General features: G+C 61.9%; 19 protein-coding genes and 1 tRNA gene. 4 read left to right on the forward strand and 16 right to left on the reverse strand.

Annotated elements, in window-relative coordinates; genetic code table 11:
* Window positions 1–19 precede the first annotated feature (19 nt).
* The 7 genes from CO666_RS16140 to CO666_RS16170 form a co-directional block, all read right to left on the reverse strand.
* A complete protein-coding gene (locus CO666_RS16140) occupies window positions 20–973 on the reverse strand; it encodes a peptide ABC transporter ATP-binding protein (protein ID WP_097613106.1) in 954 nt (317 codons plus the stop codon).
* Complete coding sequence (locus tag CO666_RS16145) at window positions 970–1,986, reverse strand: ABC transporter ATP-binding protein (RefSeq protein ID WP_097613107.1); 1,017 nt, start codon at window positions 1,984–1,986, stop codon at window positions 970–972. Before CO666_RS16145 ends, CO666_RS16140 begins: the two co-directional genes overlap by 4 nt.
* On the reverse strand, window positions 1,986–2,876 hold the full coding sequence (locus CO666_RS16150) for an ABC transporter permease subunit (RefSeq protein ID WP_097613108.1): 891 nt from the start codon (window positions 2,874–2,876) through the stop codon (window positions 1,986–1,988). Before CO666_RS16150 ends, CO666_RS16145 begins: the two co-directional genes overlap by 1 nt.
* Before the next feature lie 9 nt (window positions 2,877–2,885).
* Window positions 2,886–3,890: an ABC transporter permease subunit gene (locus CO666_RS16155; RefSeq protein ID WP_097613109.1), complete on the reverse strand. Its 1,005-nt coding sequence runs from the start codon at window positions 3,888–3,890 to the stop codon at window positions 2,886–2,888.
* A gap of 87 nt (window positions 3,891–3,977) precedes the next feature.
* Window positions 3,978–5,573: an ABC transporter substrate-binding protein gene (locus CO666_RS16160; protein ID WP_097613110.1), complete on the reverse strand. Its 1,596-nt coding sequence runs from the start codon at window positions 5,571–5,573 to the stop codon at window positions 3,978–3,980.
* A gap of 361 nt (window positions 5,574–5,934) precedes the next feature.
* Entirely contained in the window at window positions 5,935–6,417 is a 483-nt protein-coding gene (gene rirA / locus CO666_RS16165; protein ID WP_064836783.1) for an iron-responsive transcriptional regulator RirA, read from the reverse strand.
* Window positions 6,418–6,641: 224 nt separating this feature from the next.
* Window positions 6,642–8,138, reverse strand: a complete 1,497-nt coding sequence (locus tag CO666_RS16170) for a CoA-acylating methylmalonate-semialdehyde dehydrogenase (RefSeq protein WP_097613111.1) — start codon at window positions 8,136–8,138, stop codon at window positions 6,642–6,644.
* A 191-nt stretch (window positions 8,139–8,329) separates the two neighbouring features.
* Between CO666_RS16170 and CO666_RS16175 the strand changes: the two genes are divergently transcribed.
* Both CO666_RS16175 and CO666_RS16180 read left to right on the forward strand, forming a co-directional pair.
* Complete coding sequence (locus tag CO666_RS16175; RefSeq protein WP_097613112.1) at window positions 8,330–8,644, forward strand: putative quinol monooxygenase; 315 nt, start codon at window positions 8,330–8,332, stop codon at window positions 8,642–8,644.
* Window positions 8,641–9,522 carry a LysR family transcriptional regulator gene (locus CO666_RS16180; protein WP_097613113.1) on the forward strand — a complete coding sequence of 294 codons (882 nt, stop codon included), beginning with the start codon at window positions 8,641–8,643 and terminating at the stop codon, window positions 9,520–9,522. The genes CO666_RS16175 and CO666_RS16180 overlap by 4 nt, the downstream gene beginning before the upstream one ends.
* Here CO666_RS16180 and CO666_RS34175 read toward each other — a convergent pair.
* From CO666_RS34175 to CO666_RS16205, 5 genes are all read right to left on the reverse strand, one after another.
* A complete protein-coding gene (locus tag CO666_RS34175) occupies window positions 9,519–9,689 on the reverse strand; it encodes a hypothetical protein (protein WP_097613114.1) in 171 nt (56 codons plus the stop codon). The genes CO666_RS16180 and CO666_RS34175 overlap by 4 nt on opposite strands.
* 47 nt (window positions 9,690–9,736) lie before the next feature.
* Complete coding sequence (locus tag CO666_RS16190) at window positions 9,737–10,174, reverse strand: DUF4174 domain-containing protein (RefSeq protein ID WP_097613115.1); 438 nt, start codon at window positions 10,172–10,174, stop codon at window positions 9,737–9,739.
* Between the two features lie 116 nt (window positions 10,175–10,290).
* Window positions 10,291–10,791, reverse strand: coding sequence for a hypothetical protein (locus CO666_RS16195; RefSeq protein WP_245436798.1), 501 nt, complete (start codon window positions 10,789–10,791; stop codon window positions 10,291–10,293).
* Between the two features lie 439 nt (window positions 10,792–11,230).
* A tRNA-His gene (locus CO666_RS16200) sits at window positions 11,231–11,307 on the reverse strand.
* 129 nt (window positions 11,308–11,436) lie between these two features.
* Window positions 11,437–11,886, reverse strand: a complete 450-nt coding sequence (locus CO666_RS16205) for a phasin (RefSeq protein ID WP_097613116.1) — start codon at window positions 11,884–11,886, stop codon at window positions 11,437–11,439.
* A gap of 213 nt (window positions 11,887–12,099) precedes the next feature.
* Between CO666_RS16205 and CO666_RS16210 the strand changes: the two genes are divergently transcribed.
* Window positions 12,100–15,963 carry an ATP-binding protein gene (locus CO666_RS16210; protein ID WP_097613117.1) on the forward strand — a complete coding sequence of 1,288 codons (3,864 nt, stop codon included), beginning with the start codon at window positions 12,100–12,102 and terminating at the stop codon, window positions 15,961–15,963.
* Window positions 15,964–16,447: 484 nt separating this feature from the next.
* On the opposite strand, the gene CO666_RS16215 is transcribed toward CO666_RS16210, so the two are convergent.
* Window positions 16,448–18,400 (reverse strand): acetoacetate--CoA ligase, encoded by a 1,953-nt coding sequence (locus CO666_RS16215; RefSeq protein ID WP_097613118.1) that lies wholly within the window; start codon window positions 18,398–18,400, stop codon window positions 16,448–16,450.
* 174 nt (window positions 18,401–18,574) lie between these two features.
* Between CO666_RS16215 and CO666_RS16220 the strand changes: the two genes are divergently transcribed.
* On the forward strand, window positions 18,575–20,467 hold the full coding sequence (locus CO666_RS16220) for an AsmA family protein (protein WP_097613119.1): 1,893 nt from the start codon (window positions 18,575–18,577) through the stop codon (window positions 20,465–20,467).
* Window positions 20,468–20,474: 7 nt separating this feature from the next.
* Here the strand turns inward: CO666_RS16220 and CO666_RS16225 are convergent, their stop codons facing one another.
* Genes CO666_RS16225 through CO666_RS16235 form a run of 3 tightly spaced genes read right to left on the reverse strand, consistent with a single transcriptional unit; the run spans window position 20,475 to window position 23,355 of the window.
* Window positions 20,475–21,293: an ABC transporter permease gene (locus tag CO666_RS16225; protein ID WP_097613120.1), complete on the reverse strand. Its 819-nt coding sequence runs from the start codon at window positions 21,291–21,293 to the stop codon at window positions 20,475–20,477.
* Window positions 21,294–21,296: 3 nt separating this feature from the next.
* Window positions 21,297–22,208, reverse strand: a complete 912-nt coding sequence (locus tag CO666_RS16230) for an ABC transporter permease subunit (protein ID WP_097613121.1) — start codon at window positions 22,206–22,208, stop codon at window positions 21,297–21,299.
* A 4-nt stretch (window positions 22,209–22,212) separates the two neighbouring features.
* Complete coding sequence (locus CO666_RS16235) at window positions 22,213–23,355, reverse strand: ABC transporter ATP-binding protein (RefSeq protein ID WP_097613122.1); 1,143 nt, start codon at window positions 23,353–23,355, stop codon at window positions 22,213–22,215.
* Window positions 23,356–23,437: the final 82 nt, after the last annotated feature.

Genomic DNA, 23,437 nt, shown 5'->3' on the forward strand with positions numbered 1-23,437 from the left:
CCAAGCCATGGTTTCCCACTCAGTCGAGCGGGAAGTGACAGGCATATTGCTGCGCGCCCTCTCCCCTTAATTCGGGAGAAACCTGGCGACAATGGTCCTGCGCCTTCCAGCAGCGGGGATTGAAATGACAGCCGGACGGCGGCTTCAGCGGCGATGGCAGTTCGCCCTGCAGGCGGATGCGGTTCTTCTCGCGCTCGGGATCGGCGATCGGTGTCGCCGACAGCAGCGCTGCCGTATAGGGGTGACGCGGCCTGGCGAAGACCTCGGCGGCAGGCCCGGTTTCGATCGGCCGGCCGAGATACATCACCATCACCTCGTCGGCGATGTGATGGACGACGGAGAGGCCGTGCGAGATGAAGAGATAGGCAAGCCCCATCTCCTTCTGCAGGTCCATCAGCAGGTTCAGCACCTGCGCCTGGATCGAGAGATCTAGGGCCGAAACCGGTTCGTCGAGCACCAGCACCTTCGGCCGCAGCATCAAAGCCCGGGCAATGGCGATGCGCTGGCGTTGGCCGCCGGAGAACATGTGGGGATAACGGCCGTGATGCTCCGGGCGCAGGCCGACGCGGGCCATCATCTCCTCGACCTTACGGCGGCGGGCGCCGGCATCGAGATCGGTATTGATTTTCAACGGCTCTTCGAGGATCGCGCCGACCTTCTGGCGCGGGTTGAGCGAGCCGTAAGGATTCTGGAAGACGATCTGCACCTGGCTGCGCAGGCTGCGGTCGCCGACGCGCGCGGGTTTGCCGTCGATCAGCAATTCGCCGGCTGTCGGATCCTCGATCATCGTGACCAGACGGGCGAGCGTCGACTTGCCGCAGCCGGATTCGCCAACGACTGCGAGCGTCTTGCCGGAATGGAGGCTGAAGCTGACGCCGTTCAGCGCCTTGACGGTGGCATCGGCTTTGAAGAGGCCGCGGTTGACGGTGTAGAAGCGGGCGAGATCCCTGCCCTCGAGAACAGCGCCTGTCATACCAGGTCTCCTGCGGTTTCAGTGGCCAAGACGCCTGGATGCCCGAGCGGCTTGCCATCCTTCAAAGGATAGTTGCACAATGCCAGCCCGAGCTCCGGTCCCTGGCGGACGACGCCGCGATCGCATTCGACCGTGGCGTAGCCGCAGCGCGGTGCGAAAAGACAGCCCGTCGGGCGGCCGTGCTGGCCGGGAACGACGCCGGCGATCGAGGGCAGACGATGGCCGACCTCGGCGCGTTCCGGCAAGGCGGCGAGCAGGGCTGCGGTATAGGGATGGTGCGGATCGCGAAACAGCGCCCTCACCGGCTGCTCCTCGACCTTCTGGCCGGCATATTGCACCTGCACGCGCTCGGCGGTTTCGGCGACGACACCCATGTCGTGGGTGATCAACACCAGCGCCATGCCCTGCTCCTTCTGCAGCCGGACGAGCAGATCGAGGATCTGTGCCTGGATGGTCACGTCGAGCGCAGTGGTCGGCTCGTCGGCGATCAGGAGCTTCGGATTGCAGGCGAGCGCCATGGCGATCATGACGCGCTGGCTCATGCCGCCGGACATCTGATGCGGGAAGTTCGACAGGCGGTCCTCCGGCGCCGGGATGCCGACGAGGTTCAGAAGCTCGATCGACCGTTCGCGGCGCTCCTTGCGGTTGAGGCCCATATGGACACGTAGCGTCTCGCCGAGCTGGAAGCCGACCGTGAAGCACGGATTGAGGCTCGACATCGGCTCCTGGAAGATCATCGCCATGTCCTTGCCGACGATCCGGCGGCGCTGGCGGGCGGAAATGCCGCGCAGATCCTGGCCGTCGAACTGCAGGCGGTCGGCGGTGATCTTCGCCGTCCAGGGCAGAAGCCCCATCAGGGCCAGCATGGCCACGGATTTGCCCGAGCCGGATTCGCCGACGACCGACAGGATCTCGCCCTTGTCGCAGGCAAGCGAAACGCCGTCGACGGCGCGGAAAAGACCGGAAGACGTCTGGAATTCGACGGTCAGATTTTCGATTTCGAGAAGTGGCATCACGACCTCTTCAGCTTGGGGTCGAGCGCATCGCGCAGGCCGTCACCCATCAGATTGATGGCGAGAACGGTAATCAGGATAGCAAGACCCGGGAAAGTTACCACCCACCAGGCGCGCGAGATGAACTCACGGGATTCGGCGAGCATCGTGCCCCATTCAGGTGTCGGCGGCTGGGCGCCCATGCCGAGGAAGCCGAGAGCGGCGGCATCGAGGATCGCCGCCGAGAAGGCAAGCGTCGCCTGAACGATCAGCGGCCCAAGACAGTTCGGCAGGATCGTCTTGAACATCAGGCGCAGCGTACCGGCACCGGCGACACGCGAGGCGATCACATATTCCTTCTCGCGCTCCGATATCACCGAGGCGCGTGTCAAGCGCACGAAATGCGGCTGGTTGACCAGCGAAATCGCAATCATCGCATTGGTCAGGCCAGGCCCGAGCACGGCCACCAGCACAAGGGCGAGCAGCAGCGACGGGAAAGCCAGGATGATGTCCATCAGGCGCATGATCGCGGTATCGATGCTGCCGCGGAAATATCCGGCAACGAGGCCGATCAGCACACCGCATATGACCGAAAGCGTGACGACGACGACGCCGATGAAGAGCGAAAACCGCGCGCCGTAGATCAGCCGCGAGAGGATATCGCGGCCGACGGCATCGGTTCCGAGCGGGAAGGAAGCGCTGCCGCCCTCCATCCAGGAAGGCACGGCGAGCAACACCGCACGGTTCTGCTCGTTCGGTTCATGCGGCGCAAAGAGCGGCGCGAAGACGGCGACGACCAGGATGACGATGAAGACCGCGAGGCCGATGACGGCGCCCTTGTTGCGGGAGAAATAATGCCAGAATTCCGCAACCGCGGATGGCTGGCCGGTTTTGACGGTGACGGTGCTCATGAACCGCTCCTAATGACGAATGCGCGGATTGATGAAGCCGTAGAGAACATCAACAATCAGATTGACCATCATGATGACGCCGGCGATCAGAAGAAGACCGCCCTGGACCACGGCATAATCGCGCTTGAAGACCGAATCGACCATCCATTTGCCGATGCCGGGCCAGGAAAAGATCGTCTCGGTGAGGATGGCGCCGGCCAGAAGCACGCCGATCTGCAGACCGATCGTGGTGATGACCGGGATCATCGCGTTGCGCAGCGCGTGCACGCCGACGACGCGCAGCGGCTTCAGGCCCTTCGAGCGCGCCGTGCGGACGTAATCTTCCCCCAGAACCTCGAGCATGGCCGAGCGCGTCTGGCGCGCAATGACGGCAAGCGGAATGGTCGCCAGCACGATGGTGGGCAAGATGAGGTAGCTGACGGCCGAGGCGAAAGCGCCTTTCTGGCCGGAGAGCAGGCTGTCGATCAGCATGAAGCCGGTGACCGGCTTGAAGAAATACATCAGCGAGATGCGGCCGGAAACGGGCGTCCAGCCGAGATAGCCGGAGAAGAAGATGATGAGCAGCAATCCCCACCAGAAAATCGGCATGGAATAACCGACGAGCGCCACGCCCATCACGCTCTGGTCGAACCACGTGCCTCGCTTGACGGCGGCAAAGACGCCGGCGGGCACGCCAAGACAGACGGCGAGGATGATGGCACAGAGGGAAAGCTCGAGCGTTGCCGGAAACAACGTCAGGAATTCGCCGAGAACAGGCCGCTTGGTCACGATCGAGGTGCCGAGATCGCCATGCAGCACTTTTCCGAGATAATCGAAATACTGCGCATACATGGGCCGGTCGAAACCGAGATCGTGCATGATCTGGGCGTGCCGCTCCGGCGCCATGACACGTTCACCCGACAGAAGCATGACTGGATCGCCGGGAAGCATGCGGATGAACGAGAAGGCAATGAGGGAAACGCCGAGGAATGTCGGGATCAGCACCGCAAGGCGGCCGATGAAAAAACGCAACATGGCAGATGTCCAATAGTTTCCGGCGGTCAGGGGGTGCCTGACCGCCGGCTGCGCCCAGCTCTGCCGGGCATTCTTACATTATTCTTGTTATTCGGATACGTCGACGCCGTCGAAACGGTGAATGCCGAGCGGATCCATGAAGAAGCCCGAGACCTTCTTGCTCATCGGAACGAAGACGAGCGAATGGTCGAGGGTCGCCCAGGGGGCTTCCTTCTTGAAGATCAGCTGAGCCTGCTCATAGGCCTTGGTGCGCTCGCCGACATCGGCGGTGAGCTTGGCCTTGGTCATCAGCTCGTCATATTCCTTGTTGCACCACTGTGCGCGGTTGTTGCCGCCGACAGCATCGCAGCCGAGCAGCGTATCCATGAAGTTGTCCGGATCGCCGTTGTCGCCGGTCCAGCCGAGGATGACGGCGCCGTCGCGCTTCACGTCGGAGGAGAGCTTCAGGTACTCGGCCCATTCATGGGTGACGATCTCGACCTTGACGCCGGCCTTGGCGAAATCGGCCTGGATCAGTTCGGCGGCGCGGCGCGCGTTCAGCATGTAGGGACGCGACACCGGCATCGCCCAGACCTTCATGCTGAGATCCTTGACGCCGGCATCGGCGAGCGCCTTCTTGGCGGCGTCCGGATCGTACTTGTCGTCCTGAACGGCGTCGTTATAGGACCACATCGTCGGGGGGATCGGGTTCTTGGCAACGGCGGCCGCACCCTGGAAGACGGCGTCGATGATGGCCTGCTTGTTGATCGCCATGTTCAGCGCGCGGCGAACTTCCGGCTTGTCGAAGGGAGCCATCTGGGTGTTGTAGGCGAGGAAGCCGACATTGAGGCCGGCCTGTTCCATCACCGTCAGATTTCCATCCTTCTTCAGCTCGGGAACGTCGGCTGCATTCGGATAGGGGATCAGGTGGCACTCGCCGGCCTTCAACTTCTGGGCGCGCACGGCGGCGTCAGAGGTGATGGCGAAAACCAGATCGTCGATCTTTTCCTTGCCCTTGAAATAGGTTTCGTTGGCCTTGTAGCGGATGACGGCATCCGGCTGGTAGGCGACGAAGGTGAAGGGGCCGGTGCCGAGCGGCTGCTGGTTCAGCTGCGCCATCTTGCCGTCGGCGGCGAGCTTGTCGGCATATTCCTTGGAAACGATCGAGGCGAAGTCCATGGCGAGGTCGGCGAGGAACGGCGCTTCGGGATGGTTGAGCGTGAACTTGACGGTGAGGTCATCGACCTTCTCGACCGACTTGATCAGCTCGGGGAAGCCCATGCCGGCGGCATATTCGTAAGAACCGCCCTCGACATACTTGTTCCACGGATTGTCGGATTTCAGCTGGCGCTCGAAGGAGAACACGACGTCGTCGGCGTTGAAATCGCGCGTCGGCGTGAAGAAGTCGGTGGTCTGATACTTGACGCCGGGATGAAGCTTGAAGGTGTACTCAGTGCCGTCGGCCGAAACGCTCCAGCTGTCGGCCAGGCCCGGCTCGATCTCGGTGCCGCCATGCTTGAATTCGACGAGGCGGCTATAGACCGTGCGCGACGAGGCGTCGAAGGTCGTGCCTGCCGTGTAGAGGCTCGGGTCGAAACCCTCAGGCGAACCCTCGGAGCAATAAACAAGGGTCTTGGACCAGGCCGACGTCGCCATGACCGAAATCAGGGCCGTCGCTGCCAGCATGACAGAGATCTTTTTCATAATATTGTTTCCCGGTTGTTCTTTTTTGATGTTTGGAGACCTGGGACAGACATCCCGATCGACGCTCGATGGAACGACATTTATCTACTGAAAGCAACGGTCTACGGAGAAAATTTTTCCAGTTGGACAATTTTAGAAATTTTCAGTCAAAAATCGGCCTCATTTGGACATTTTCGGATAAAAATGACCGGGATTTCGTCGTATTTTGGATAATTGCGCCTTCGGAGCGTGTACAATCGGCCGGACTCGCCCGCCCCGCTTGCGGCATTTCTTCCTGCCAAGCCGGCTCAACCCAGCAAAAGAAAAACCGCGATTGCCGGGGCAATCGCGGTTTCACAAACTCTTTGCTGGTCGCTTAGATTCAGGCGGCCGGCGCAACGATCGCGGGTTTGCGATAGGGCTGCTCGCCGGTGATTCCGAGAAGGAAATTGATCTGCGGACGCGCCTTGACGAGATCGTCGATGGAATATTCCGACAGCACGGCGAAGAAGGCGTTGAGCGCCTTTCGCAGCGCCGAATTCAGGCCGCAGCTATCGACCAGCGGGCATTCGACCATGCCGTCATCCTCGAAGCATTCGGCCATGGCGAAACTGTCTTCCGTCACCCGCACGACATCGAAGAGGGTGATATCGGCGGCCGGCTTGCCCAGGCGTACGCCGCCATTGCGGCCGCGCACCGTCTCGACCAGACCCGCCTTGTTGAGCGGCTGGAGGATCTTGAAAAGAAAGAGTTCGGAAACACCGTAGGCCTTGGCGATTTCCGGAATCCGGCTCAAGTGCCCGTCATTGGCAGCACAATACATCAACATGCGAACCGCATAGTTGGTCTGCTTCGTCAACCGCATGCCGATCTCCTGACTCGTGCCTGTTCGGACCTATATAGGCGGTTTGGCAGTTTTGAACAATTCCAAAATATGAAATTCGCATTCAGCTTATGAGGCCATTTGCCGCGACATCAATCGGCAGCTCATCTGAAATCGATACGCGCAAAAATCAACACGTTGAAATCAAAGAATTCGGGGGCCAAAAGGCCCCCGAACGACAGATTGCAGATCGATGATCGTGCAGATCACTTCATCGTCGGCATGACGAATTCGGCGCCGCTCTTGATGCCGGAGGGCCAGCGGGCGGTGACGGTCTTGGTCTTCGTCCAGAACTTGATCGAATCCGTGCCGTGCTGGTTGAGATCGCCGAAGCTCGAGGCCTTCCAGCCGCCGAAGGAGTGGTAGGCGAGCGGAACCGGGATCGGAACGTTGATGCCGATCATGCCGATATTGATGCGGGAGGCGAAATCGCGGGCGGCATCGCCGTCGCGGGTGTAGATCGCGACGCCGTTGCCATATTCGTGCTTCATCGGCAGCGACAGCGCTTCTTCGTAGTTCTGCGCGCGAACGACGGAGAGGACGGGCCCGAAGATCTCGGTCTTGTAGATGTCCATCTCGGGCGTGACGTGGTCGAACAGGCAGCCGCCGACGAAATAGCCGTCTTCATAACCCTGGAGCTTGAAATCGCGGCCGTCGACGACGAGCTTGGCGCCTTCCTCGATGCCGCGGTCGATCAGGCCGCGGACACGGTTATAGGCGTCCTTGGTGACGAGCGGGCCCATATCGGCCTTGTCGTCGGTATAGGGGCCGATGCGCAGCGATTCGATCTTCGGCGTCAGCGCCTCGACGAGGCGGTTGGCGGTCTCTTCGCCGACCGGGACGGCAACCGAGATCGCCATGCAGCGCTCGCCGGCCGAACCGTAGCCCGCACCCATCAGCGCGTTGACGGCCTGATCCATATCGGCATCCGGCATGATGATCATGTGGTTCTTGGCACCGCCGAAGCACTGGGCGCGCTTGCCGTTCATCGCCGCCGTGCCATAGACGTAGCGGGCGATCGGCGTCGAGCCGACGAAGGAAACGGCGCCGATATCGGGATCGGTGAGGATCGCATCGACGGCACCCTTGTCGCCGTTGACGACGTTGAGGATGCCGGCCGGCAGGCCGGCCTCGATCATCAACTCGCCGAGACGGATCGGCAGGGAGGGATCACGCTCGGAAGGCTTCAGGATGAAGGCGTTGCCGCAGGCGATCGCCGGCGCAAACATCCACATCGGGATCATGCCCGGGAAGTTGAACGGCGTGATGCCGGCGCCAATGCCGACCGGCTGGCGGATCGAGTACATGTCGATCGCCGGACCCGCGCCCTCGGTGAATTCGCCCTTGGCGAGATGCGGAATGCCGCAGACGAATTCGCAGACTTCGAGGCCGCGGATGACATCGCCCTTGGCATCTTCGATCGTCTTGCCGTGTTCCTTGGAAATCAGTTCGGCAAGTTCGTCCATGTGCTTGTTCAGGAGTTCGACGAACTTGAAGAAGACGCGGGCGCGGCGCTGCGGATTGGTGGCAGCCCATTTCGGCTGCGCGGCCTTGGCGTTTTCGACTGCGGCGCGCAGTTCCTCGACGCTTGCAAGCGCGACCGTCGCCTGCACTTCGCCGGTCGCCGGATTGTAGACGTTGCTGACGCGGCCGCTGGTGCCGGCAACATGCTTGCCGCCGATGAAATGACCGATCTCACGCATGGGATGCTCCTCCTGTTTTTGGGATGGCCTACAATCGCACTTCAATTTGCACAAATCAATGCGCTGATATAAGGAACTGTTGTGCGTGAATTATAGTCCTATCATTGCATCAAGCGCTGCTGCTTCCAAACTTGGCACGGCGCGCCGACAAGTCAAATGCCGACACGTCAAACCCTGGGGAGGTCAAACCGATGAGCCGGAAACCCGTCGTCAGAATGGCTGAGCTGGAGATCGATCCGGACAGGCTGGAAACCTATCGCGAATTGCTGACCGAAGAGATCGAAGCATCGGTGGCGCTGGAAGACGGCGTGCTTTCGCTCAGCGCCGTTTCCATCAGAGACAAGCCGAACCACATCCGTATTCTCGAGATCTATGCCGGCCAGGAGGCCTACGAGGCCCATCTGCAGGCGCCGCATTTCCTCAAATACAAGAAGCTGACGGCTGATATGGTGACATCGCTGACGCTGATCGAGGTCGATCCGATCGCCATGCGTGCCAAGCCATGAACTGGGACGATGTTCGGATTTTCCTCGCCGTCGCCCGCACCGGGCAGATTCTCGCCGCCTCGAAGCGGCTGGGGCTCAATCACGCCACGCTCTCGCGCCGATTGACGTCGCTGGAAGAGGCGCTGAAGACGCGGCTTTTCATCCGCCGCACGAATGGCTGCGAACTGACGGCCGAAGGCGAAATGTTCCTGGCATCGGCAGAGCGGATGGAAACCGAAATGCTCGCCGTGCAGGCGAGCCTCGGCCATACCGATACGGCCATTGCCGGGACGGTGCGCGTCGGCGCGCCCGATGGCTTCGGCGTTTCCTTTCTGGCGCCGCGCATGGGCCGGCTGATCGAGCGCCATCCCGAGCTGAAGATCCAGCTCGTCCCGGTGCCGCGCTCCTTCTCACTGTCGCAGCGCGAGGCCGATATCGCCATCACCCTGGAGCGGCCCGAACAGGGCCGGCTCGTCTCCTCCAAGCTCACCGATTATACGCTCGGCCTCTATGCCTCGCGCGACTATCTCGCCTCCCACGGCACACCCGGCGATATCGACGCGTTGAAGGCGCATCCGCGGATCGGTTATGTCGAAGATCTGATCTTCACCGCCTCGCTGAATTTCTCCGGCGAGGTGATGCGCAGCTGGGATGCCAGCTTCGAGATCTCGACGGCGATCGGGCAGACGGAGGCGGTCCGATCCGGCGCTGGCATCGGCATCCTGCACGATTATATCGCCCGGCAATATCCGGAACTCCAGCGCATCCTGCCGGAGATTTCGATCCGGCGCGCCTACTGGACGACCTATCACGAAACAGCGCGCGACCTCGTGCGCGTTAGGAGCGTTGCCGATTTCCTGCAGGAACTGGTCGGCGCCGAACGGCAGATCTTCCTTTAACAGGAGGCGGAAACGTGCTTGGCCGGCCCGTCGTTCTCATCCGGGTTCGGAACCGGCGCCTCGTCGGGCAGTCGGTCAGGCTCCGGCTCCTTGATCGGCGGCACCGGCTTCCAGCCGGGCGCCGGCATCGGCGGCTGGTCGGGAATGGGTTCGTTGGGCACGGACATAACCGTCTCCCTTTTCATGTTGTGATCAATGTTGTGTCCGGCCGAGGCTATTTGTCCGGCTTCATCGATTCGGCAGCCCGCATCGGCATGCTGTCGATGATGGCGAAGAGCTCGCCATTGGTAACGGGCTCGCTGACCTTGAGCTTGACCGTGCCGTCCTTGCCGACAAGGAAGGCCGCGAATTCGCCCGCCTCGGGCGCCTCCAATTCGCGGCGGATCGATTTGCCGTCGAGAGCGTCGGCCGCACCGAAAAGCGGCCGGACACTGCCACCCGAAACCTTCAGCACCACCATATCGCGCTCATCGAGCCCGCTCCGGTCGGCCAGCAGCTGATTTTCCTGGCGGGCGGCACGGGCATTGTCGCTATCGGCGAAAAGGACGAAGACACGGTTCTTCCATTGGAACGCCGCAAGGCTTTCGACCGGCGCATAGGCGCTGTTCGTCTCGTCGATCTTGGTCGCACCGTAGAGAAGGGTTTTCGACATGCATATTCTCCCGCTAACGTGGAGAACGGCGCGAGACGGCGTGGGTTCCATGGAAAGGGCAGGAACCAGTTCCGAGATAGCAGATATCTACGTCAATTATCTGATCGTTTGTGTGTTCAGAAGCTAGGCGACTGCAGGTGTTTGCCAACCTTTGCTTTGACCTCCCTCAGAGTGGCGGCCAAGCGATTAAGCTGAGTGTGCTCTGTTATCCGCTCCGGAGCATAGCGCGAAATGAGATACTCCCGCTTTGCTGTCATTTCTTCCAAATGCAGGGCGGTCTTTTTTCTCAATTTGAGTTTGGCAACGAACGTTGGCTCAGCGAGGCTGTGCATCCGCTTGCGTATTTCCTCCGGCGCAACGCCCTCATGCCGCAGGAAGGCATTCAAGTACAGTTCAATAGCGTGAATTGCGCACATACGTGCAGGTGCAATGGAGAGGGGTGCCTCTTTCTGACTCTCGCTGAACAGGACGCTCGAAGCGCGAAAATAAGCATTCGCCAAATTTAGAACTTCCAAGAGGTTGGCATCTGAACCCGGATATAGATTACTCAAAGGCATCTTCGGCAAACGGTTTTCTCGTCCGTCATTTACGATCAAGTATGTCGAACAGATCGACATCGTTCATCGAGAAATTTCCCAGCCAAAATCTACATTGTAAAGTGAAGCGAATTGGTAAATGCCTCACCTGAATTGGTACGCCAAACAATCCGAGGCAATACTAATTTATGCCCATAGTTCCGAAGATTATCCCCGCCTTTCACCGCGATGAAATTCATTACACACTCACAATAACACTTCAGAAGCAGCAGCTATACTCTCCGCAAGCGACTTTACTGCCCGTTGCAGAAGGTTTGGGTCTGAGGGTATGTCTCGAGTCTCCGTTCGAAAGACGATTTTCTCAAGATTTCAGCGCGACGGATCAGACTCTAATAATTCTGACTGTCATTTAGCAGCATGCGAGATGTTCAAGACGGCTTCCACAGCGACGTTTCGGAACATACGCCCTTCCCGCCTGAATGACCGTATTACCACTCGCCTGATTTCAATGTGGAAGAAATGGTACGGTTGGGGGGTCTCGAACCTCCGACCTCAGGTGCCACAAACCTGCGCTCTAACCAACTGAGCTACAACCGCATAAATCACGCTTGGCGCGACGGGGGTCACATACGAGGACTTGGCGATGAATTCAAGCCCCATTCCTCGTCAATATACAAAAAGGCTGGACGCGAGGTCCAGCCTTTTGTCACTGAAGGGTAAGACCGATCAGGCCTTCTTGAAGGAAGCCATGGCCTTTTCGGCGGCGTCCTTGGAGGGCTTTGCCAGCTTTTCGGCCACCTGCTTGGTGGTTTCCTGGATCGACTTCGCCTGTTCGACGGCGAGTTCGGCCTGCTTGCGCAGGAAAGTGGTCTGCAGCTCGAAGAATTCAGCCGGCGACTTGACGCCGAGCAGCGCTTCCAGGTGCGAGAGCGAGCTCTCGGCATTGACGCGCAGGACGTCGATTGCCTTGAGGCCGAGCTCGACGCTGCCGGCCTGTGCCGTCTGGACGGTGGCTTCGAGGGTCTTGCCGGCTTCTTCGCCGGCGGTCTTCAGCTTGGCATAGGCGTCTTTCGACTGCTGAGCGCCCTTTTCGGCGAAATCACGGAAGGATTCCGCGAACTTGGACGGGTCGAAAGAAGCGATTGAAAAAACGTCGTCGGTCTTTATGGTAGCCATGGGTCGCATCCTTTGGGCTGAGGCAGTCGCTGCCTGTGTTAGTTGGATGATGCTCATATAAGGCATTTCATTGTGCATTGCAACAATTATTGTGCGACGCACAATCCGTTAACCTTGCCGGCCGAAAACACCCTGTTCTTCTGGACCGGCATGCGCCCCGCAGTTATTAATAAGCCGTTAATTTAAGAAGGCCGACAGCGACAAGGTTCGATCATGCCCGCAGTCCAATATCCGTTCATCGATATCGCCGTGCACGCACGGGTGCGGGAACGCTTTTCGCGCGGCGAGGCGATGGTGCTGTTTTCAGCGGATCTGACCCGGCTGCTCTGGGCGAACGGCGCCGGCGCGGAGCTTTTTGGCCATTCGGCCGTCTATGATCTGCTCGATCAGGGCGCCGACCGCACCGACATCACCTTCCGCCAGCTGGAAACGGCGGCGCGCCAGCTTGCCGATATCGGGGACACCAGAAGCCTGACGATCCGCGTCGCCAAGGGCTTTCAGCGCGCACAGGTGCAGGCGGCGGCCGAACTGATCCGGCTCTCCTCAGGCGAAAAGGCCATCCTGTTTTCAGTGCCGGTCTCGGCAAAGCCGCTGGCATCAGGCGCCTCGGCGGCGCAGATGCTGCAGGGGCTCGATGATCCCGACACGCATATGGCCGTCATCGGTGCCCATGGCGAGGTCATCGCCGCCTCGCCGGGCTTTGCCTCGCTCGGAATTTCCGAGCAGACCGCAAAGACCCTCATCAATCTTGCCGGCGCCCATCCCGACCGGCTGGTGAAGCGTCCCGTCGCCACCGGCAGAGGCAATCTCCCGGCTGCCGTCGGCAAGCTCAGCGACGAGCCGGCGCTCAATCTGCTCTTTGCGGTGGAGACCGCGATCGGCCATCTCGACCCGATCGAGACACCCGCGCTCGACGTGGTCGATGCGCCCCCGCTCGGCCCGATCGATGCGCCCGCGCTCGACGCGATCGATGCGCAGGAAGACAGCACGCCGCCGGCCGAACGGCTTCGCGACGAGCCTGTGGCCGCCACCGGCTTCACCGACATCATCGAGGCCGTGTCGGAGATCGAAGAGGTCGAAGAGACGCTCGAGGACATCACCGGCGAAAGCGAACGGCCGGCCGAGACGGCAGCCACGGACGAGGAGCTCGGTCTCGCCGGAGATGGCGAACCGGAGAGCACCGACAGCGCGATCGACAGCAGCGCGGATGAGGCCGACGTGCCTGCCGCGGTCATCGAGGACGACCTTGCCGCCCTCACCGAGCCGGTGGAAACCGAACCCTTTGTCGAGGCCAGCGAAACGCCGGTCGAAGAGGCGCCGGAAGCGGCTCACGAAGAACCCGCCGTCGCCCCGACTTTCGTTCCCGAAGCGCCCCCTGCCCCCGCGCTTGCGGTCGAGCCCGGCTTCGTCTTCAGGCCGAACAGCCGCGCCACGCGCTTCGTCTGGAAGATCGATGCCGAGGGCCGCTTCACCGAGGTCAGCCACGAATTTGCCGAGGCGGTCGGTCCGCACGCCTCCGACATCATCGGCTCGGCCTTCGGCGATATCGCCGCCCTCTTCAATCTCGATCCCGACGGCAAGCTTGCCGAGGCGCTCGCCCGCCGCGACACATGGTCGGGCAAGACGATCCTCTGGCCGGTCGAAGGCACCAGCCTCGTCGTTCCGGTCGATCTGGCAGCCCTGCCGACCTATACCCGCAACCGCGACTTCGACGGTTTCCGCGGCTTCGGCGTCGTCCGGCTTTCCGATGCGCAGGAAGATCCGCTGGCGCTCGGCCTGACATTCGGCCCCGATGGCGTCGAGCATGATGCGGAAAGCCTTGGCCCGTCTGCCGAGATCATTGCCGAGACGGCATTCCAAGCGCCGGCAACGCATGACGAGGCCGCGATCGAACCTGCGCTGACGCAAGAGACCGAGGACGAGACGCTTGCGGCGACCGAGCCGCAGACGGAGACGGAAACGGCGCCCGAAGAGATTGTCGCCGAGCAGACGTTCCAGGAAAGCGCTTCGGAAGAAGCTGCAGAGAGTGCCGATGCTCGTGATGTTTCCGCCGCCGAGCCGGCAACGGAACCGGCGGACGAGCCGCCGGCGCTGCGCATTTCGGAAACGCCCAATCGCCGCTTCTCCGACAAGATCGTTCAGCTGCACAACAGCGGCGCCGCACTGACGGCCGCCGAGCAGGCCAATTTCCGCGAAATCGCCAGGCGGCTCGAGGCCTTCGGCGCCAGCAAGGGCGAACCTGCCGCGCCGGCACCGGTGGAGCTCGCCGCCACGGCGCCGGCGGAACCTACCGGCGCGGAAATGGCCAGCTTCGAAGAGGCTTCCGACCCCGCTGAGGTCGAGGCCGAAACGGCCGTTGGGGACGAGGCCGATATGGCTTCGCGCGAAGAGATCGCGCCGCAGGAAGCGATCTTCGAGAACGCGGCGGATGCCCAGCGCGACGACGTCGGCGATGACGAGCCCGATGTCGCAACCGAGGACGAGGCGACGGAAGGGCTGGAGGAGACGGTCAGCCAGATCGACGTTCTCACGAGCTTCATCCCGCCGCGCGTCAAGATGACCGACGGGCTTTCGGTCGGAACGGTCGACCAATTGCCTGTCGCGGTGTTGATCCATGTCGGCGATGCGCTGCTCCATGCCAATCCGGAATTCATGCGGCTGACCGGCTACACCTCGCTTGACGCATTGCGTGAGGTGGGCGGCATCGAAGCGCTGCTGCAGCGCCGCGAACTTGAGGAAAAGGCCGCCGGCGCCGGCACCATGATGCTGGTCAAGGCCGACGACAGGCTGGTGCCGGTGACGGCGCGGCTGCAATCGGTGCGCTGGGAAGACGCCAATGCCCTGATGCTGGCGCTGATGCCGGTGGAAGGCAAGGAAGAGGGACGCGGCGAAGCAAACCGCTCCGACGGCAGGTCCGAAGCGCGTCCGGAGCGGATGGTCGAGAAGGTCGCCAAGCTGCAGGTCGAGGTGGAGGAACTGCGTTCGATCCTGGAAACGGCAACCGACGGCGTCGTCGTCATCGGCACGGAGGGCGACATCCGCTCGATGAACCGGTCGGCCAGCGCGCTTTTCAATTACGACGAGCAGGAGACGCGCGGCAAACCCTTCGTCATGCTGTTTGCCCATGAGAGCCAGAAGGCCGTGCTCGACTATCTGAACGGCCTCTCCGGCCATGGCGTCGCCAGCGTGCTGAACGACGGGCGCGAAGTGATCGGCCGCGAGGCCGCCGGCGGCTTCGTGCCGCTGTTCATGACGATGGGTCAGCTCACCTCCTCCAACGGCTATTGCGCCGTCATCCGCGATATCACCCAGTGGAAGCGCACCGAGGACGAGTTGCGCAACGCCAAGGGTGCGGCCGAAACCGCCAATGCCCACAAAACCGATTTCCTCGCCCGCGTCAGCCATGAGATCCGCACGCCGCTCAACGCCATTATCGGCTTTTCCGACATGATGGCCGGCGAGCGCTTCGGGCCGATCGGCCATCCGCGTTACATCGAATATGCCAACGATATCGGCCGTTCCGGCCGGCACGTGCTGGATATCGTCAACGACCTGCTCGACATTTCGAAGATCGAGGCGGGCGAGATGGATCTCGATTTTGCTGCCGTCGGCCTCAACGAGGCGGTCTCGGAAGCCGTGGCGCTGGTCCAGCCGCAGGCGAACGGCCAGCGCGTCATTATCCGCACGGCGCTGTCGCATGCGGTGCCGGAGGTCGTGGCGGATCTGCGCTCGATCAAGCAGATCGCCCTCAACATCCTGTCGAACGCCATCCGTTTCACCCCATCGGGCGGGCAGATCGTCGTTTCCACCTCCTACGAGACGAATGGCAGCGTCGTGCTGAGGGTGCGCGATACCGGCATCGGCATGACGCGCAGCGAACTCGACCAGGCGATGAAGCCGTTCCGGCAGGTCTCCTCGACCCAATCGCGCCATCGCGGCGACGGCACCGGGCTCGGCCTGCCGCTGACCAAGGCGATGGTCGATGCCAACCGGGCGGTGTTCTCGATCAATTCGGCGCCGAACGAGGGCACGCTCGTCGAGATCACCTTCCCGTCGCAGCGGGTGCTGGCCGGCTAGCCTTTCCGGGGTAGATTGCAGCATTCCATGGCTGGTTGTACCCACCCAAGACCCCTCCCCAACCCCTCCCCACAAGGGGGAGGGGCTTAACTTGCCGCACCCGTTTCCATATCTGCGACGTTTCGAGTAGAACGAGGCGGGCGCTCCGGGTTAGTCCCTCCCCCTTGTGGGGAGGGGTTGGGGAGGGGTCTTTCTTTTGGCCGGCAAGGGGCGGAAGAATGCTTCAATCCAACCCGGAAAGGCTCTTAATCAGCGCAAGAAAGCGGTCGCCATAAAGAAAAGGCAGCCACCAGGCTGCCTTTGAATTTGGTGCTGTTCAACAAGAGCTCAGTCGATCAACGTCATGTCGTAGGCCCGAAGGCCTCAGCCGCCTCGTTCATGTGCGGCCCCTAAGTTAGCTTCACCTTTGACAAAGGTTTCTTAACGAAAGGTTTCCATGACAAGAGATTGATAGAGGGTGAAAGCTTGTGGTTTACGAGTTCCGTCAATCCTTCAATTCGCTCAGGTCAGCAAAGAGCCGCAGCGCCTCGGGATTGGCGAGCGCCTCCTGGTTTTTCACCGGCCTGTTGTGAACGACCTCGCGCACCGCCAGCTCGACGATCTTGCCGGATTTGGTGCGGGGGATATCGGCGACCGCGATGATCTTTGCCGGCACATGCCGCGGCGAGGCGCCGGTGCGAATGCGTGTCTTGATCGCCTTGACGAGATCCTCGCTCAGCGTCACACCGGCGGCAAGGCGGACGAAGAGGATGACGCGCACATCGTCGTCCCACTCCTGGCCGATGCACAGCGCCTCGGCCACCTCCTCCATCTGCTCCACCTGATTGTAGATCTCGGCCGTGCCGATGCGCACGCCGCCGGGATTGAGCGTCGCATCCGAACGGCCGTGGATGACAAGGCCGCCATGCTCCGTCCATTCGGCGAAATCGCCGTGGCACCAGACATTGTCGAACCGGTCGAAATAGGCGGCGCGGTATTTGGCGCCGCCGGGATCGTTCCAGAACATGACGGGCATCGAGGGAAAAGCCTTGGTGCAGACGAGCTCCCCCTTCTCGCCGCGCACCGGCTTGCCGTCATCGTTCCAGACATCGACGGCAAGGCCGAGGCCAGGCCCCTGGATCTCGCCGCGCCAGACCGGCTGCAGCGGATTGCCGAGCACGAAGCAGGAGACGATATCGGTGCCGCCGGATATCGAAGCGAGTTGCACATCCTCCTTGATGCCCTCGTAGACGAAGGTGAAGCCTTCCGGCGACAGCGGCGAACCGGTGGAGGTCATCAGCCGCAGGCTGGAGAGATCGTGGCTGGCGCGCGGCGTCAGGCCCCCCTTGCGCACCGCATCGATATATTTCGCCGAGGTGCCGAAGATCGCGAAGCTTTCGGCCTCGGCATAATCGAACAGCACGTTGCCGTCGGGCGCAAACGGCGAGCCGTCGAACAGGCAGAGGGTGGCGCCGCTGGCAAGGCCGCTGACCAGCCAGTTCCACATCATCCAGCCGCAGGTGGTGAAGTAGAACAGCTTCTCGCCGGCCTCGAGGCCGCAATGCAGCCGCTGCTCCTTGAGGTGCTGTAGCAGCGTGCCGCCGGCCGAATGCACGATGCATTTCGGCACGCCCGTCGTGCCTGAGGAAAAGAGGATGTAGAGCGGATGGGAAAAGGCAAGCCGTGTGAACTCGACTTCTTTTGCCTGATAGGGCGCGATAAAGGCCTCGAGCGTCGAAGCACCTGATGTCTTGGCCGCCACCGCTTCGGCATCGCCGGCATAGTGGACGACGACAACAGGCACGCCAAGGCTTTCGGCGACGGCGGCGACCTTGGGACCGACATCCTGCAGTTTGCCGGAATACCAATAGGCATCGCAGGCGATGAACAGCTTGGGGCCGATCTGGCCGAAGCGGTCGAGGACGCCCTGCTCGCCGAAATCGGGAGAGCAGGACGACCAGATGGCGCCGATCGAGGCGGCCGCCAGCATGGCGGCGACGGTCTCCGGCATGTTCGGCATCATGGCGGCAATGCGGTCGCCTTCGCCGATGCCGCACGCCTTGAAGGCCTGTTGCAGCTTCGAGACCAGCGCGCGCAGCCGGTCCCACGACCAGCGGTCTTCGGCCTTGTCTTCGCCGCGGAAGATGATGGCGTCACCCTCGCCGCGGCGCGACAGCAGGTTCTCGGCAAAGTTCAGCGTCGCATCGGGAAAGAAGCGGGCCTCCAGCATGCGCTCGCCATCGACCAGCACCTCTGCGCCGCGCTCTCCCTTCACGCCGCAGAAATCCCAGACGGCCGACCAGAAATTCTCCCGCTCGGCCACCGACCAGGCATGCAGATCCTCAAAGCCGGAAAGCGAAAGCCCGAAATCGGCATTGCAGCGCTCCATGAAGGCATGGATCGGGCTTGTTGCGACCGCATCTTCCGAGGGCACCCAAAGTGGTCTGTTATCCTGCATTCAATCCTCCTCCCCAATGCCGTCCTTATATCATGCTGCATTGCATTATAAAGTGTGGAACCCGTATCTGAAAAGACGCGCGGCGCCTCGCAGGGGATTTGCATATGCCAGATATTTCCTATATCCGCGAACCAGCGCATAAAGGGATGACCGGCTGAATTGCCGGCGGAGATCATGAGCACGTCAAGACATCGCAGGTGGCGCAGGAAGATCGGACCCGTTTCGCGCTGGCTTCCGGCCTTCGCCCGTCTGTCGACTGTCTTCCTGCTGATTGCGCTTGGGCTTTTCGTGGCGCTGAGGGTCGCCGCGCCCTATCTCATTTCGACCGGTTTCGTGCGCTCGGGCATCGAGGACGCACTGTCGAAATGGACGGGCTATCATGCCGAGATCAAGGGCAGCCCGGTTCTGGAATTCTGGCCGACGCCGCGCATCACGCTGAACCAGGTCACCATCCGCCAGCCGCGCGAAAGCGGCGACAAGCTGCTCGGCAGCATCGAAAGCCTGTCGGCCGATTTCAGCCTCATCGATGCGCTGAGAGGCCGCACCAGCTTCCACGAATTCCATCTGGTTCGCCCCAATCTGGCACTGACACGCGACGAGAAGGGGCTGATCGACTGGAGTTATGCCGGCCTGCTCGCGCGCGCGATCAGCGGCGTACGCACCGAAAACGGCGCCGAGGTGCTCGATCCCGATCTCGATGCCGAGATCGGCGCGGTGACGGTCGAAGACGGCACGCTTGTGGTGACCGACGTCAAGACCGCCAAGGCCTATCATTTCGACAGCGTCACCGCCGATATCGCCTGGCCGCGACTGTCGGGCGCGATTTCGGCTGTGGTCATCGCCCGCATCAACGGCGAGGACCTGAAGGTCGATTTCGCCTCGCGCCAGCCGCTGCTCGCCTTTGCCGGCAAGAATGCCGAAACACGGACGTCGCTGACATCGAACCTTTTGACGGCGCGCTTCCAGGGGATTGCCAGCATTGCCAGCCTTTCGGCCCTTTCCGGCAATATCAGTGCCAGCATTCCCGATATGCCGGCGCTTCTCACATGGTCGGGCAAATCGATCCCCGGCATCGGAACGCTGAAGAGCGCCTCGCTGGAATCCGACATCATGTCGTCGGGCAACGGGCTGCGCTTCAACAATCTCAGCCTGTCGCTGAACGAGGCGAGCGCCACCGGGGTGATGGACCTTTTCACCCAGCCCGGCAAACGACCGAAGATCGGCGGCACGCTCGCCTTCGACGAGATGAACCTCAAGCCGTTTCTCGACGCCTTCGCGCTCAGGCTGGCCGCCGGCGAGGCAGAGGAAATCTCCGCCGGCATCAACGGGCCGCTGCAGCTGCTCGATGTCGATGTCAGGCTTTCGGCGCGGCGCGCGCAGATGGGTCTCTTCGAACTTTCCGACGTCGGCGCCAGCGTGATCGTTTCAGGCGGCGAAGCGAAATTCGACATTGGCGACAGCCGCTTCGAGGGCGGCGAGATGACCGCGCATCTGGAAGCGACCCAGCGCGATTTCGACGGCGGCGGCAAGCTGCAACTGTCGATCCGCGATGCCGACTTCGCAGCCCTTGCCGAGCGCCTGCGGCTGAAGGGACCGCTGCCGCTGGCAACCGGATCGCTCGATCTCGACCTGCAGTCGCCGAAGGCGATCTGGACGACCGGCCTTGCCGACGTCACCGGCCGGCTGCACTTCTGGACAAGGGAAGGCACGATTCCCGGCATCGATACAGCAGCCCTGAGGACGCAGGCAGCCGGAAAGCCGTTCTTTCCGCTGAGCGCTGCAGCCGCCGGCGCCTTAGCGTTCAACCAGCTCAACCTTCAGGCCGATTTCGCCAACGGCTCCGCCGAGATGCACGATGTCCGTATCGCCGGCCCCTCGGAGACGCTGACGCTTTCCGGCGTCATCACCTATCAGTCGAACGGGCTGGCGCTTTCGGGATCGCTTGAGGCAACCGATCCGGCCAGGGCGGCCGAGCTGCCGCTGCTGCCGTTCTTCATCGGCGGCTCATGGCCGAACCCGGTGATCTCGCCGGTTCCGCTGTTCGGCAATACGCCCCACGCGCAATAGAATTAGTTTAAGCGACGGCGGCGGCCGCACGCTCGTCCCGCTGGCGCTGGATTTCGCGGCGCTTGGTGACGATCGAGGCGCAGATGACGCCGATCGTGACGATGCCGATCAGGATCGTGCAGACCGCGTTGATCTCGGGCGTCACGCCGAGCCGGACCTGGCTGTAGATCCGCATCGGCAGCGTGGTGGCGCCGGGCCCCGAGGTGAAACTGGCGATCACGAGATCGTCGAGCGACAGGGTGAAGGCAAGGATCCAGCCTGAAATCACTGCGGGCGCGATGATCGGCAGGGTGATCTCGAAAAAGGTGCGCAACGGCGGCGCGCCGAGATCCTGGGCCGCTTCCTCGATCGACCGATCGAAGCTCAGCAGGCGCGATTGCACGACGACGGCGACGAAGCACATGGTGAGCGTCGTATGCGCCAGCGTGATCGTCCAGAACCCGCGGTCGAAGCCGATCGCGACGAAGAGCAGCAGCAGCGACAGGCCGGTGATGACGTCGGGCATGACGAGCGGCGCGTAGATCATGCCCGAAAACAGCATGCGGCCGCGAAAGCGGGTGTAGCGCACCAGCGTCAGCGCGGCCATCGTGCCGAGGACGGTTGCGAGCGTCGCCGAGAGCAGGCCGACGCGGAGCGTCACCCAGGCGGCGTCGAGCAGGCCCTGGTTCGAAAGCAGCGAGACATACCACTTGGTGGAGAAACCGCCCCAGACGGTGACGAGCTTCGATTCGTTGAAGGAGAAGATCACCAGCAGCACGATCGGCAGGTAGAGGAAGGCAAAGCCGAGCGTGACGGAGACGATGTTGAAACGGGTCCATTTCAGCATGACTTATTTCCCCCGCTCTTCGGCCTTGGCCTGCGCATTCTGGAAGAAGACGATCGGGATCACCAGGATCATCAGCAGGATCGTGGCGACCGCCGAGGAGACCGGCCAGTCACGGTTGGCGTTGAATTCGTTCCAGAGCGTCTTGCCGATCATCAGCGTCTGCGAGCCGCCGAGCAGGTCGGGAATGACGAATTCACCGACGGCGGGGATGAAGACCAGCATGCAGCCGGCCACCACGCCGGGGATCGACAGCGGAAAGGTGACGCGCCAGAAGGCCCGGATCGGCGTGCAGCCAAGATCCTGCGCCGCCTCGATCAGCGTCCCGTCCATCTTTTCCAGCGCCGAATAGAGCGGCAGCACCATGAAGGGCAGATAGGAATAGACGATGCCGATATAGACGGCGGTATTGGTGTTGAGGATGATCAGCGGGCTGTCGATAATGTGCAGCGATTGGAGAAGCTGGTTGAGAAGCCCTTCCGGCTTCAGGATGGCAATCCAGGAATAAACGCGGATCAAGAAGCTCGTCCAGAACGGCAGGATGACCAGCATGACCAGCGTCGGGCGGATGGTGCGCGGCGCCTGCGCCATGCCGTAGGCAATCGGATAGGCGATCAGCAGGGTGAGGAAGGTGGAGATGCCGGCAATCACCACGCTCGAGATATAGGCATTGATGTAAAGCGAATCCTCGGTGAGGTAGGTGTAGTTGTCCAGGGAAAGCTCGCCGATCTTGCTCCACAGCCCGGCCCAGCCGTCGGCCAGCGAGAAGACCGGCTCGTAGGGCGGCATGGCGATCGCCGTCGTCGACAGCGAGATGCGGAAGACGATGAAGAACGGCGCCAGGAAGAAGAGCAGCAGCCAAGCATAAGGGATGGTGATGACGAGACGATTGTAGAGGCCGGAGGCGAGCTTGCCCATGAGGTCAATCCTTCAGCAGCACGCCGGCGTTCTCGTCGAACGAGATCCAGACTTCCTGGTCGTAGGTGAAGGGGTCGTCGACCGCCCGCTGGGCATTGAGGGACGAGGCCTTGACGATCTTGCCGCTCTGCAATTTCACATGAAAGACGGTCATGTCGCCGAGATAGGCGATGTCCCAGAGTTCGCCCCTGGCGGCGTTGACCGAAGCATTGGCGGGTGCTGCACGCCCGACCCGCATCTTCTCCGGCCGGATGGCGAAGCCGACGGCGCTGCCGGCCGGCGGCGTCTCGGACGCGGCGACGCGCACGCTGAAGCCGCTGTCGACGGATATCTCGACGGCACCATTGCCCGATGCGGCGACCTTGCCGTCGAAGATGTTGACGTCGCCGATGAAATCCGCAACGAAGCGGGAATTCGGCGCCTCGTAGATCTCCGCCGGTGTGGCCACCTGCACGACCTTGCCTTGGCTCATGACGGCGATGCGGTCGGCCATGGTCATCGCCTCTTCCTGATCGTGGGTGACGACGACGAAGGTGAGACCGAGGCTCTGCTGCAGGTCCATCAGCTCGAACTGGGTTTCCTCGCGCAGCTTCTTGTCGAGCGCGCCGAGCGGTTCGTCGAGCAGCAGCACCTTCGGGCGTTTGGCGAGCGAGCGGGCGAGCGCCACCCGCTGGCGCTGGCCGCCGGAAAGCTGGTTCGGCTTGCGGGAGGCGAACTGCTCGAGCTTGACGAGCTTCAGCATCTGCGAGACGCGGTCGGTCATCTCATCCTTGGCCATGCCGTCCTGTTTCAGGCCGAAGGCGATATTCTTCTCCACCGTCATGTGCGGGAAAAGCGCATAGGACTGGAACATCATATTGACCGGCCGCTTGTAGGGCGGCGTGCCGGCCATGTCGGTGCCATCGAGAACGATCTCGCCCGAAGTCGGCTGCTCGAAGCCGGCTAGCATGCGCAGCAGCGTCGACTTGCCGCAACCCGAAGCGCCGAGCAGCGCGAAGAACTCGCGGTGATAAATATTCAGCGACAGATCGTCGACGGCAGTAAAATCGCCGAAGCGCTTGGTGACATTCTTGAAAGCAATGAAGGGTTTTGCAGACGGATCGGTCCAAGGCGCAAAAGCGCGGCGGATATTGCCGAGAGACTTCATATTATTCCCCGAATAAAGGTTTTTCCGGCCTCCACCCCAGGCCGGTAATCGAAAGGCCCGGACGTTTCCGTCCGGGCCTAAG

It is taken from the genome of Rhizobium chutanense (assembly GCF_002531935.1).
GTDB classification, from domain to species: domain Bacteria; phylum Pseudomonadota; class Alphaproteobacteria; order Rhizobiales; family Rhizobiaceae; genus Rhizobium; species Rhizobium chutanense.